Below are 12,399 nucleotides of genomic sequence, written 5' to 3'. Positions count from 1 at the left end.
GCGCTTGCGAGACGGTTTTACCGAGCCGGCGCCTGCAGCTTGGCAATCTGTGCATTGGCGATCGTGATAAAAAGTGCCGGATCGCCGAAAGCGCGCGCTGACAACATCGCCCCGTGGACGGACGCCATAAGCGCTTGCGCCTCGTCTTCCGGACGCCTGCTCAACCTGAACAAATCCTGCTCCGCCCCTTCCTTCAGCAAGGATGTCAGCCATGCGGCTAGGCTTTGGAAATGGGTGCGAACGCGCGATGCGACCTCTTCCGGCAACATCTGCATCTCGCTTGCAAGCATCGCGCAGACGCAGACGGGCAGCGAGGCATCGCGAATGCATTTCTCCCAGAAGCCAAGATAAGACTGCAACTGTTCAGACGGATCCGAAGACCGTTCCTGGAGGAATTTCAAGCCCGCCTCCGCCTGCTGCCGATAGCGGTCGACCAATACTGCGACGAGTTCGGCCTTGGTGGGAAAATGGTGATGGATGCTGGCTTTGCGGATGCCGATCGCAGCCGAGATATCGGCATAGCTGAAGCCATTATAGCCCCCCGCGACGATGAGGGACTGGGCGATGTCCAATATTTTATCCGAAGTAGAGGCCATTGAATTCATACCGTTGCCTACCTTCTGGTAGGCAGGCTGTCAATTGCTCTGGCGCTTTCTGATCTATCACGATGAGGTGTTTGCATGGCCGATTGACTCGCCTGATTTGCCTTCCTACTAGTAGGTAGGATTTATAAAGGAAACCAACGATGCAAAATCAATCTCCCACTTCCAACTGGCTGCGGTCCTATTATTTCGGTCGCGCCATCTTCTCCATCGGATGGATTGCCGCAGCGATCCTGTTGAAAGACCTCGCTACCCTGTTGCTGGTGATCTACCCTCTGTGGGATGCGGCAGCTAACTTTGTCGATGCACGCGTCAACGGCGGCTTGAAGGCCAATCCGTCCCAGGCCTTGAACGTCGCAGTCAGCGTAATCACCACGCTTGCGGTAATCATCGCCGCGAGCAATAGCAGCTATGCTGTTCTGGCCGTATTCGGGGTTTGGGCCATCTTCTCGGGTCTTCTGCAGCTTTACACGGGTGTCAGACGCTGGCGTCAGTATGGCGCGCAATGGGTAATGATCCTCAGCGGCGCACAATCTGCTCTCGCCGGTGGCTTCATGATCAGCCGATCTGTCGGCAGCGCTATGCCGACAATTCTGGACATCGCCCCCTATGCAGGTTTCGGGGCATTCTATTTCCTGCTTTCGGCAATCTGGCTGGTCGTGGCCGGTTATCGCCAGGCGCGCGCATAAAGAACCGCCCGGTCGTCATTCCCCGGCCAGGTGGTCATTCCTCGATTGCCGCATAACAGGCGACCTGATATGAGATGTCGTGCATCTGGGAGGAGCGGCATCATGCGGTCATGGCAAGTTTTTCAGGCATCGGAAGTGTTGCGGGAGATCGAGGAGGCAACACCCGAGCCTGTCGGCAGTGAAGTCATCGTTTCGGTCTCGCATTGCGGCCTCTGTCATTCGGATATCACCCTGTGGAAGGGGATTTTCGACATGGGCGAGAAGATGGTGTCGATCGACAGCATCGGCATGAAACATCCACTGACATTAGGTCATGAAATCTTCGGGACCGTCACCGCCATCGGCCCCGAAGCGACCGGTGTGGAAATCGGTGATCGCCGCCTCGTCTACCCGTGGCTGGGCTGCGGCGAATGCGACGCCTGCCGGGCCAATCAGGAGAACCTGTGCATGCAGGGCAAGCCGCTCGGCATGCGCAGGCCTGGCGGCTTCGGCAGCCATGTCGTCGTCCCCCATAGTCGTTACCTGATCGATATCGGCGATCTCGATCCTGCCCTTGCGGCGACCTATGCATGTTCCGGCCTGACTGCCTATTCCGCCGTCCGCAAGGCGATGCCGGCGCGCCCCGATGAAGCGATCGTGGTGGTCGGTGCCGGAGGACTAGGCCTGAGCGGCATCGTCATCCTCAAGGCTCTGGGGCACGAAAACATCGTCGTTGTCGATGTTTCCGAAGATAAGCTTGAGACCGCACGGAATGCCGGCGCTCACACGACGGTGCTTTCTGTCGGCGAAGACGTGACGAGAAGGATGGTCGACGCCGTCGGCAGGCCTGTCCGCACCATTATCGACTTCGTCAACAACAGCGAGACCGTCGCGTTTTCCTTCCCGGCTCTGGCGCGCGGCGGGCGGATCATCATGGTCGGCATGTTCGGCGGCCAGATAACCATTCCCACCATGCGCATGGCGCAAGGAGGTCTCAGTTTGATCGGCAGCATCACCGGATCGCTGCAGGAATTGCGAGACCTCGTCGATCTGGCAAAAAGCGGCAAGCTGGCCGCAATCCCTTACGAATACGTGCCGAAATCCAAAATCAACGATGCAATGGCGAGGCTGCACGAAGGCAGGGTAAAAGGCCGGATCGTGCTGCAGGAGGAAATGGCTTGAGCGGTGAAATGATCGAAGTCTGGCGCGGCGGCGTGCGCCAATGGGAAGTGGACGAGATGGGCCACTGGAATACGCAGTTCTACGTCGCGCGTGCCAATGAAGGGTTGGCCGCGCTTTTCGGTTTCCGCGGACTGCCGGGCCTCTTCGCACCGAACTCCGCCACGACGATCTCCTTCAACGAACATCACATCCGCTTCCATCGCGAAGCTCACGGCGGCGCGCCACTGCACATGACCGGCGGTTTTCTTGAGGTAACCGAAACGACCGCGTCTGCGGTACTCGTCCTGCATCATAGCGAAAGCGGCCAGATCGCTGCCACCTTCCGCGTGCGTGTCACGCATGTGCATGCCGCCGACGGTCTGGCATCGCGGACTTGGCCAGCTGCGTTTTACGAAAAAGCCTCCGCTTCGCGGGTGGAAATGCCGAAGGAAGCAGCTCCTCGCGGCACGGGCGACACACCGGTCAGCGTTACCGCCTCGCGCGACCGGGCAATCGAACTCAACCTCAAGCGCACCGCCATGAGCCTGATCGAGCGGGACAGCTGCGATGCGTTCGGCCGCATGGGACCTCAGAGATTCATCGGTGCGGTCGGTAGCGGGGTCAAGCAACTGACCGGACCACTCCGTGCCAAAGTCGCCGAACTCGCCGAAACCCCACCTGGCAAGATCGGCGGCGCGGTGCTGGAATTCCGCATCCTCTATGGCGAAACGCCTCGGATAGGCGACTGTTTCGAAATCTGGGCCGGGCTGCAGAAAACCGACAAACGCACCATGTCGCTGATCTTCTGGATGGTCGATCCGTTCAGCGGCCGGGTGTTCGGGACGATGCAGTCGGTCGCAGTGGTGTTCGATATTGACGCGCGGGCAATCGTGTCGATTTCTCCGGCGGCGACGGAGGCGCTGAAGGAGTTTGTGACGGAGGGGTTGAGGCTTTAAGGGCGCCACCGGACTCCCTTCCTCCCCGCAAGGGGAAAGAAAGGAGTAGGCCGCGCTCTTACCGGAACTTCTCAGCCGTCGCGACGCAGTTGATCAGCGCCGCCAGTTCCTTACGGGATGCGAACGACGTTTCCGGGCTCATCGAAATAAACGCCTTGATGCCGCGCACCGTCGGCACGGAGTTCTTTTCGAGCTGGCCGACGACGCGGGCGACTTCGGCCTCCAGTCCGTCAGCGGAAACCGTAATGCCGATCACGCCAAGCATCTTGGCTTCGGTCGCCGGGATGATGTCTCGGGTCAGGACCATTCGGGCAAGCGCGGCGCGGGAAATGCGGTCCGCAAGCGCATTCAGAACCAGCGTCGGGGCGATGTCGTGATTCATTTCCGGAACTTGAAACGTGGCTGCTTCAGAAGCGATGGCAACATCCGCGAGAGCTGCAAGCGCACAGCCGACGCCGGCGGCCTTGCCCTGAACAGCGGTGATGAACGGTACCGGGATTTCGCGCAGCACTTCATAGAAATCGAGCACTGGATCGGAGATCGCATTGCGCAGGTCGAGCGCGGTCGCCCGGCTACCGGCCGCCGGCATTGCGGCGGCGCGGCCGGTGCAGAAGTCCGGGCCATTCGCCTTCATCAATACCACGCGGGTATCCGGCGACAGCGACTTCAGTGCCGCAGTGATCTCCTGCACCATTTCAGGCGTCAGCGCATTGCCCTTGTCGGGGCGATTGAGGGTGATCTCGAGGACGTTGCCCTTGGTGGAAATCAGGACGTCAGACATTTCTCTCTCCCTTATTGATTGGCTTTTGCCGCTTGAATCGCATTCCAGATACGCGACGGCGTGACGGGCATTTCGATATGGGTGATGCCGAGCGGCGCAAGTGCATCGGTGATCGTGTTGACGATGACGCCGAGCGACGGCGTCGTGCCGCCCTCTCCGCCCGGGCGGAAACCAAGCGGATGGCTCTTAGCCGGCACTTCACTGATATGCGTATCGAAACTCGGGAAATCCGAAGCCCGCGCTACCTGATAGTCCATGAAGGTAGCCGCCAGATTCTGCCCCGTCTCGTGATCGTAATGCGACCATTCGAACATCGCCTGGCCGGCGCCCTGGACGATCCCGCCATGGGTCTGGCCGTCGACGATCATCGGGTTCAGCGCCTTGCCGACATCGTCCACCGTCGAATAACGCGGGATTTCGTAATGACCGGTTTCCGGATCGATCTCGATTTCGCAGGCGGCAGAGCCGTAAGGATAAGCGAGGCCATGGGTGGTTTCGTCGGCGATGGCGGCAAGCGTGCCTTGAAGCTCGTCGGGCAGGCCGAGATCGGTTTCGGCAGCCTGCGCCGCTTCGAAAAGACTCATGACACCGTTAGAACCGCGGGCGCGAAAATGGCCTTCGGTATAGTCGATCTCTTCCGGATTTACCGACAGGATGAAGGCGGCAATCTTCCGCCCGCGTTCGATGATCTCGGCGGTTGCCTTGTGCATGACGATCGAGGCGAAACGCAATGACCGGCCAGAATGCGAACCGCCGCCGGCCGAGACGAAATCCGTATCGCTGGCGCGAACCTGCACGACCTCATGCGAAACGCCGAGGAAGGAGCCGACGAGCTGGGCAAAGGCCGTCTCGTGCCCCTGCCCCGTGTTCTGGGTGCCGATCACCACATCGACGATGCCGAAGGTCGGATCGACGGTAATCTCGGCGCGCTCGCGAGGCACGCCGCTCGTACCTTCGATATAGTTGGACATGCCGATGCCGCGCAGTTTTCCACGCATCAGTGCTTCGGCCCGGCGCGCCTCGAAACCCTGCCAGTCGGCCATGTCGAGTACCTTGTCCATGCAGCCAATATAATCGCCATTGTCATAGGTGACACCGACCGGGTTGGCATAGGGACAGTCCGCTTCCGGGATCATGTTGATACGGCGCAGCTCAATCCGGTCGAAGCCGAATTTGCGGGCGGCGAGATCGATCATCCGCTCGATGATGTACATCGCCTCCGGACGGCCGGCGCTGCGGTAAGGAATGGTCGAGACCGTATTGGTCATCGCGGCACGGAATTCCACATGCGCCACCGGCACGCGGTAGAGACTGGTCATCAGCTGGATGCCCTTGTTCAGGGCGGTATAGGAGACCGTATGGGCGCCGATATTGCTGGTATTGACCGAATGGAAGGCGAGGAACTTGCCACTTTCGTCGAGCGCCAGACGCGACTTCACATGCAGGTCGCGGCCCTGGAAATCCGAGAGAAACGCCTCGATGCGCTCCGCCAGATGCTTGACCGGCCGGCCGACCAGCTTGGCGGCATAGGGCAGCGCCACGAATTCCGGATAGGTGGCGTTGCGCGTGCCGAAATTGCCGCCCACATCACGCGGCGCAACGACCCGCACGAAAGCCATCTCGACGCCGAGCGAGGCGGCAATCTGCTCGCGCATCATCACCACGCCATGGCCGCCAGAGGCATGGATGGTAAATTTTCTCGTTTCCGGATCGTATTCGGCCGATGAAGACCGCGGTTCCATATGAACGCCGGTGACACGCTGCGCCCAGCTTTCGAATTCCAGCACATGTGCCGCGCTGGCAAAAGCCTCCGCCGTGCCGACCGGATTGCCGACCTCGCCGCCCATGGCGAGATTGCCCGGCACGTGATCCCAGAGCTGCGGGGCGCCGTCTTCCAGAGCCTCGATGCCGCGCACGACGGCCGGGAGCTCTTCCCAATCGATCATGACGGCTTCCGCCGCATCTTTAGCCAGATTGGTGGTCTCGGCGATCACCATCACCACCGCCTCGCCGACGAAACGGGCCTTGTCGGTCGGCAGCGCGTGGTGATGGGTACGGGCACGTTCGGTGCCGTCGTGGTTCTTGATGCGGATGTCTGAGCCGAATTGCGAACTGCCGATCGCATGCGGGATCGGCTTGATGCCGGCGGCAACAAGGTCCTCGCCGGTGATGACGGCCAGCACGCCCGGCATTTTCAGCGCAGCGGAGGTATCGATGCTTTTGATTACGGCATGCGCATGCGGCGAGCGGAGGAACGAAGCATAGGCCGTGTTTTCGTATTTCAAATCGTCGGCATATTCTCCCCGGCCGGTGATCAACCGGAGGTCTTCCTTGCGCCTGACTTCTTCACCGATCATGCCATTCCTCCCATTCTCACCGATCCTATCGCGACCGGCGGCACTCCGCCTGCAGCTTTCGAGCCGCGTTATGGAAGGAATGCAATGCCATTCATAATAGACATATTTAATCCGTCAATGTTGAAAAATAAATCAACGGCAATTGAATACGGAATAAAAAAGGCCCGAACCGAAGTCCGGGCCAAGCTTCCCTGGGAGGGGAATTTTTCCCGAGGGGGAAACCGTATCAGGCGGCTTCCGGCCCCTGGTTCAGCACATAGCCCGGGCCGCGCTTCAGGAAGTCGTTCCAGAGGCGAAGCACCCGCTCCGGCTGGTCGACCTCGACCGAATGGGCGGCATCAAAGATGAAGGCGCGCTGCGACATCGGGATATTGCGTTTCAGATGCGCACCCGCCTCCGCCGGCACGACCCTGTCTTCCGTACCCAGCAGAATAAGAGTCACGGCCTCGATAGAGGCCAAGCGCGCGCTCAGCGCCTCGTCAACCTGAACATTGTTGGCGAGCCGCTCGTAAGTCTTGCCGTTGGCTCCCATGATCTCGGGCGCCTTTGGCGTCGACGTAATCTTCTGCGGATGGGCGTAAAGCGCCTTGAAACGCGCCTCCGGATCGGTCGGCAAACCACCCTTGCCGTCGAAGCGGAAACCGGCCGGCACCTGCAGGATGAGATGGTCCACCATTTTCGGCCGCTCGGCCGCAAGCCAGAGCGCCGTCCAGCTGCCGAAAGAAGAGCCGATCACATCGAAACGCGGACCGACAATCTTTTCGGCAAATTCGGCGACCATGGCCGTCCAGTCCTGCACGGATTTCAGGCCCTCATTGCCTTCCGTGCCATCGAAGCCAGGGCAGATCGGCGCGTAAACTTTGTGGCTGCCGGTCAGCGCCTTCAAAGGCTCGGTCAGCATGATGCCGCCGGCGGCATGGAGATAAAGAACCGGCGTGCCATTGCCGCCGACATGATAGGAGAGCTTGCCGCGGGAAAGCTCGATCGTCTTGATTTCAAAAGCCATGGATCGAACTCCCTTTTACAAACCGGCAACTTCAGGCGCGACGCGATCGCGGAACAGTTCCATGCCGCGGCGAACGACGCTGCCCGGCATGTTGCCGACCTTGATCGTCAGGTTCAGCAGGCCGCAATCCAGCTCCTGGCGCAGGCGTTTGATCTGCTTGACCACCGATTCCGGGCTGCCGCAGATGATCGAACCGGCTTCGATCTGCTCTTCCACGGTGCGGCCGCGCAGCGTCGCGAGGCGCTTCTGGAAATTCTCGCCGGCATCGGCCTCGGTATAGTAGCGGCTTTGGCCGAGCACGAGCTGTTGGGCGGAGCGCTGCGGCCGCATCAGCGTCTGGTGAAAGTAGGTCTGGGCGGCAGCCATATGGTGCTTGGCCTCCTCGTCCGTATCGGCGATGCAGATCTGCTGGCCAACCAGAATGTCGTCCGGCGTCGGTTCCCAGCCGTAGGACCGAGCGGTCTTCTTGAAATAATCGACTGCGCCAGCGGCGATCTTCAGGTCCTGGATCAGGGTGATGCCCATGATGGCGCGCATCTTGGCGACGAATTCCGCCGATTCCGCGTTGCTGGCGGACATCAGGATGCGCGGATGCGGCTTCTGGATCGGTTTCGGCCAGATGGAGACGGCCGGGAACTGGTAATGCTCGCCTTCCCAGCCGAAGGGCTCGTCCTCTGTCCAGCACTTGATGATCAGCTCCGTCGCCTCGCGCAGACGGCTGCGGGATTCACTCGGCGGGATGTTGTAGGCGATATATTCGTGCGGAATGCCGCGCAGGAAGCCCGCCACCAGACGACCGCCGGACATGACGTCGATCATCGCATATTCTTCCGCGACGCGGATCGGATTGAGCAGCGGCAGGAGATTGCCGACGATGGCGATCTTCGCCTTGGACGTCTGACGGGCAAGAGCGCCGGCAATCAGGTTCGGGTTCGACATCAGGCCATAGGGGCTGAAATGGTGCTCGTTGCAGCCCACCCAGTCGAAACCGTAGTTTTCGGCATCGACCATCTCGTCGATGTATTCGTTGTAGAGGCCCTGGATGCGCCTGCTGTCGATGCCATGCGTGCTGACTGGCCATTCATGCGGCAGCTTGTCGTAGTCCGGATAGGGCATCAGGTGAAAGAAGTTGAACTTCATGGAAAACTCCGCATGGACCGCCGCCCTTCGAAAGGCTGAACGGTAAAGACGCTGGTTATGAAATGATCAGTTGGAAACCACGAGGCGCGGGCTCGCATCTTCGACGCGGCTCGCCATCGCCATGCGCGCAAAATCGACGACCTGCGAGGCAACGATCTCAAGCGCCTGTGCCACTTCCCGCTTGGCCGGCTGGCCGTCGATGAAAGGCTTTTCATTGGACTTGATGGTCGCAGCATAGGGCGTCGGCCAGCCGCGAAGGGCATGCACGACCATGCGCAGGCCCATCAGGCCGGAACCAAGTGCCTGGTCACCGGCAGCACAGACGATGCAGCCGACGGCGCGGCCATCGAAATAGGAGCGCGCGTCTTCGCGCATATCTTCGGTGTAATCGATCGCATTCTTGATCATGCCCGACATGCCGCCGTGATAGCTCGGCGTGGCGATGACGACGCCATCGGCGCGGCGGAGCGCCTGGATGAGGCGGAGCGTGGCCGGCGTGCGGTGGGTAACACCCGGATCGAAAAGCGGCAGCTCAAGGGCTGCGCCACAGATGATGTCCGTTTCGGCACCCGCCTTTTCAGCGGCCGACAGGCAATAACGAAGCGCAAGCTCCGAGCTGGAGCCGGCACGCTGAGTGCCGCCGATGCCGACGATGAACGGCTTTCTTGTCTGAGTCATTTATTCCTCCCTCGGCCGAAGCCGATCGCCTCCTCAGGCATCCTTGAAATGAGTTTTGTATACCTTTTTGGATGAAGTCAAGCGTCACCCGTTATCCTCAAATCGATTTCGTTGAATTGGTATACACTTTTTGATCGGCTGCATCTCTAGACGGCAGGCTGCTTTTCCCTCATCATTCGAATAAATGCAGCATGGGCAATGACTTGAAAAACGAGACGAGCAAAGACACAAGCAAGGACGGCGGCTCCACCAGTGCGGTGGAAACGGCATACCATCGCATCCGCCACATGATCCTGACCGGCGAGATGCGGTCCGGCGACAAGCTTCTGGAAAACCAGCTGGCGACCGCGATCGGCGTCTCCCGCACGCCCGTACGCGAAGCGCTGAACCGGCTGAATGCCGAGGGCCTCGTCGTGCTGGAACGCTACCGGCGCGGCATCGTCGCGGACTTCTCGTTGAACGACGCGATGGAAATCTTCCGACTACGCGCGATCCTTGAAGGCCATGCGGCCAGCCGTGCCGCGACGCGTATTTCCGATACGGACCTCTTGCGGCTGCAGGAGATGGAACGGGTGATGGAAGCCCAGTTTGAGGAACTGGGCTGGAACGAACATCTGGAAGGTTTCGACAAGCTGAATAGCGAATTCCACGCGGTGATCGCCGCCGCCGCCGAAAGCCCGCGGCTGGAAAAGATCCTCGCCTCCTCGCTGGAACTGCCGGCCTCGATCTTCAACCGCTATTCCGAGCCGGTCGAGGTGCGCACCCGCCGCACCCATGCACAGCATCGGGAAATCCTCGCGGCGCTGAAGGCGCACAATCCCGAATGGGCGCAAGCCGCGATGAACGCCCATCTCTTCTCGCTGCTGCCAACGGCTTCAGGCTCGCTGGAGCATGAAGAAAAAAGCTGAGACCCTCAGCGGTTCACAGCCATCCAGATGACGTGCTTGGCGCCGCGCTTGCCATGCGCCCGCACATGCACTTCCTCGGCGGCAAAGCCGACCTCCTTCAGCCGGCGCGTAAAGGCGGCATCCGGAGCAGAAGACCAGACGGCCAGCACGCCGCCGGCGCGCAAGGCCGTTTTGGCGGCGCGCAGGCCGATGTAGTTGTAGAGGCTATCGTTCGAGGCGCGCGTCAGCCCATCGGGGCCGTTGTCGACATCGAGCAGGATGGCGTCATAGGCAGCCTTCTTCGAGCGGATCAGCGCGCCGACATCGCCTACGTGGGTATCGACATGCGGATCATCGAGCGTGCCCTTATGAAAATCCACCATCGGCCCGCGTGCCCATGCAACAACAGCGGGCACGAGCTCGGCAACCGTGATTTTTATATCCTCCGGCGCGGCCGCAAGCGCTGCTCGCAACGTGAATCCCATGCCAAGGCCGCCGATCAGCATATGGGCGTCCTTTCGCCCGGCGATCCGCTCCAGTGAGAGCGTCGCCAGCGCTTCTTCCGAGCCGCTCAGCCGGCTGTTCATCAGCTCGGTAGAGCCGAGCATGATGGAAAACTCCTGACCGCGCTGTTTCAGGCGCAGCTCGCCGCCCTCGCCGGGAATGGTTGCTCGGTCAAGTTCTATCCAGGGAAGCATCGGTCTGTCTCGTCGTTGTGGAGGCGCCTCCTAACACAGGCTTGATCCGGAAAACACCTCCAGATCGATGCAATACGAGGCCGCTTCGTATAGTTTGGGATGAATACATGGAGGAAACCTGATGGCGAAACAGATGTCCCGCAAGCCGGCGAAGAGCAATGAAACCGGCCCGGCATCCGAACCCACCCTGCTGTCCGGCGGCAATCCGCAGATCGCCAAGGGTTATGGCAACGAACCGGTACAGGCCTATATCGCCGCCATGCCGGGCTGGAAAAGCGATGTCGGGCGCAGGCTCGACGCGCTGATCGAAACCACCCTCCCCGATATCAAAAAAGCGGTGAAATGGAATTCGCCGCTTTACGGGATGGATGGCGAGACCTGGTTTCTCGGCATCCACTGTTTCGACAAATACATCAAGCTCGCGTTCTTCCGCGGCAAGCTGCTCGATCCCATGCCGCCGGTCGATTCCAAGACCAAGGAAGCGCGCTACCTGCATATCGCCGAGGACGGAAAATTCGACGAAGCGCAGTTCGTCGACTGGATTCGGCAGGCAAGCCGGATGCCGGGCGAGAAGATGTGAGTTATGCAGCCGAGATGAGATCGGACAGGATGGCCATCAGCCGCCGGTGCTGATGGGCGTGGCGGGAGCGGATATTGGTCGCCGCATGCACAGCCTGCGCGATCACCGGCGCATCTTCGACAGGCTGAGCTATGCCTTTTGCCTTCAGGGCTTCAGCCGTCCAGCGCGTCACATAGGCGGCACCGCCGAGCGTCGAGATGAGTTCGGCGGCGATCAGGTCGCGGCCGGTCGAGACCGGCGCCGAGGCGAATTGCGGCATGACCAGCCTGTGCGCGCGATCAAAGGACGGCGAATAATTGGCGTAGATATAGTCCTCCAAACGGATGTCCGCGATTGTCCCGGCATTGGTGCTGACGAGGATATAGGCGATCTCACCGATCCGTTCGTAATGCAGGTCGGGCAAATGATGGGGTGTGTAGAGCACGGCAAGATCAAGGTCGCCGGCCCCGAGATCGCGGTTCATCTGGTTGGAGTAGTCGCCCTCGAGATAGATCGAGGTGCCCGGCATCTCGCTACGCATCGCCTTCAGGAAGCGCCCGACCACCAGTTCGGCCACATCATGCTGGATGCCGATCCGCATTGCTCGTTCATAAGTGCCCGCCGCCTCCACCGCCCGCGCCGCCTCGTGCCACTGGCTCTGCAGCGCCTTGGCGTGGTCGACGAGCCTCAAGCCCGCCGCCGTCGGCAACGTGCCGCCCTTGCCACGGCTGAAAAGCTTGCGGTTGAACGCCGTCTCCAGCGCGTTGACCCGATGCGAGACGGTCGATTGGGTGATGTTCAGCCGCTCCGCCGTGCGGTTGAAGCTGCGGGTTTCCATCAGGTCGAGGAATGTTTCGATCAGGTCGATTTGCATTTTGTTGCTCCCGCGTGATTAGCCCCTCATCC

General features: G+C 60.6%; 13 protein-coding genes. 5 read left to right on the top strand and 8 right to left on the bottom strand.

Annotated features, from left to right (window positions below):
• Nucleotides 1-17: 17 nt before the first annotated feature.
• Nucleotides 18-605, bottom strand: a complete 588-nt coding sequence (locus KX729_RS13895) for a TetR/AcrR family transcriptional regulator (protein WP_219743046.1) — start codon at nt 603-605, stop codon at nt 18-20.
• Nucleotides 606-745: 140 nt separating this feature from the next.
• On the opposite strand from KX729_RS13895, the gene KX729_RS13890 reads away from it, so the two are divergent.
• The 3 genes from KX729_RS13890 (at nt 746) to KX729_RS13880 (ending at nt 3,387) form a co-directional block, all read left to right on the top strand.
• Nucleotides 746-1,291 (top strand): DUF308 domain-containing protein, encoded by a 546-nt coding sequence (locus tag KX729_RS13890; protein WP_219743045.1) that lies wholly within the window; start codon nt 746-748, stop codon nt 1,289-1,291.
• Between the two features lie 102 nt (nt 1,292-1,393).
• A complete protein-coding gene (locus tag KX729_RS13885; RefSeq protein ID WP_219743044.1) occupies nt 1,394-2,452 on the top strand; it encodes an alcohol dehydrogenase in 1,059 nt (352 codons plus the stop codon).
• On the top strand, nt 2,449-3,387 hold the full coding sequence (locus KX729_RS13880; protein ID WP_219743043.1) for an acyl-ACP thioesterase: 939 nt from the start codon (nt 2,449-2,451) through the stop codon (nt 3,385-3,387). Before KX729_RS13885 ends, KX729_RS13880 begins: the two co-directional genes overlap by 4 nt.
• Nucleotides 3,388-3,445: 58 nt before the next feature.
• On the opposite strand, the gene KX729_RS13875 is transcribed toward KX729_RS13880, so the two are convergent.
• The 5 genes from KX729_RS13875 to KX729_RS13855 form a co-directional block, all read right to left on the bottom strand.
• A complete protein-coding gene (locus KX729_RS13875; protein ID WP_219743042.1) occupies nt 3,446-4,168 on the bottom strand; it encodes an enoyl-CoA hydratase/isomerase family protein in 723 nt (240 codons plus the stop codon).
• An 11-nt stretch (nt 4,169-4,179) separates the two neighbouring features.
• Entirely contained in the window at nt 4,180-6,525 is a 2,346-nt protein-coding gene (locus KX729_RS13870) for a xanthine dehydrogenase family protein molybdopterin-binding subunit (RefSeq protein WP_219743041.1), read from the bottom strand.
• Nucleotides 6,526-6,751: 226 nt separating this feature from the next.
• Entirely contained in the window at nt 6,752-7,531 is a 780-nt protein-coding gene (locus tag KX729_RS13865) for an alpha/beta fold hydrolase (protein ID WP_219743040.1), read from the bottom strand.
• Between the two features lie 15 nt (nt 7,532-7,546).
• Nucleotides 7,547-8,671, bottom strand: a complete 1,125-nt coding sequence (locus KX729_RS13860; protein WP_219743039.1) for an LLM class flavin-dependent oxidoreductase — start codon at nt 8,669-8,671, stop codon at nt 7,547-7,549.
• Nucleotides 8,672-8,737: 66 nt separating this feature from the next.
• Complete coding sequence (locus KX729_RS13855; RefSeq protein WP_219743038.1) at nt 8,738-9,349, bottom strand: NADPH-dependent FMN reductase; 612 nt, start codon at nt 9,347-9,349, stop codon at nt 8,738-8,740.
• 203 nt (nt 9,350-9,552) lie between these two features.
• Here KX729_RS13855 and KX729_RS13850 point away from each other — a divergent pair, with 203 nt between their 5' ends.
• Complete coding sequence (locus KX729_RS13850; RefSeq protein ID WP_219743037.1) at nt 9,553-10,257, top strand: GntR family transcriptional regulator; 705 nt, start codon at nt 9,553-9,555, stop codon at nt 10,255-10,257.
• 5 nt (nt 10,258-10,262) lie between these two features.
• On the opposite strand, the gene KX729_RS13845 is transcribed toward KX729_RS13850, so the two are convergent.
• On the bottom strand, nt 10,263-10,934 hold the full coding sequence (locus KX729_RS13845) for a spermine/spermidine synthase domain-containing protein (protein ID WP_219743036.1): 672 nt from the start codon (nt 10,932-10,934) through the stop codon (nt 10,263-10,265).
• A gap of 121 nt (nt 10,935-11,055) precedes the next feature.
• Between KX729_RS13845 and KX729_RS13840 the strand changes: the two genes are divergently transcribed.
• Entirely contained in the window at nt 11,056-11,514 is a 459-nt protein-coding gene (locus tag KX729_RS13840; RefSeq protein WP_219743035.1) for a DUF1801 domain-containing protein, read from the top strand.
• 1 nt (nt 11,515) lies between these two features.
• Here KX729_RS13840 and KX729_RS13835 read toward each other — a convergent pair whose 3' ends face one another.
• Complete coding sequence (locus KX729_RS13835; RefSeq protein WP_219743034.1) at nt 11,516-12,367, bottom strand: LysR family transcriptional regulator; 852 nt, start codon at nt 12,365-12,367, stop codon at nt 11,516-11,518.
• Nucleotides 12,368-12,399: the final 32 nt, after the last annotated feature.

This window comes from Neorhizobium populisoli, assembly GCF_019430945.1.
Taxonomy (GTDB): Bacteria; Pseudomonadota; Alphaproteobacteria; order Rhizobiales; family Rhizobiaceae; genus Neorhizobium; species Neorhizobium populisoli.
Note: the sequence above shows the minus strand (reverse complement) of the source record. Positions and strands in the feature narration are given on the sequence as shown.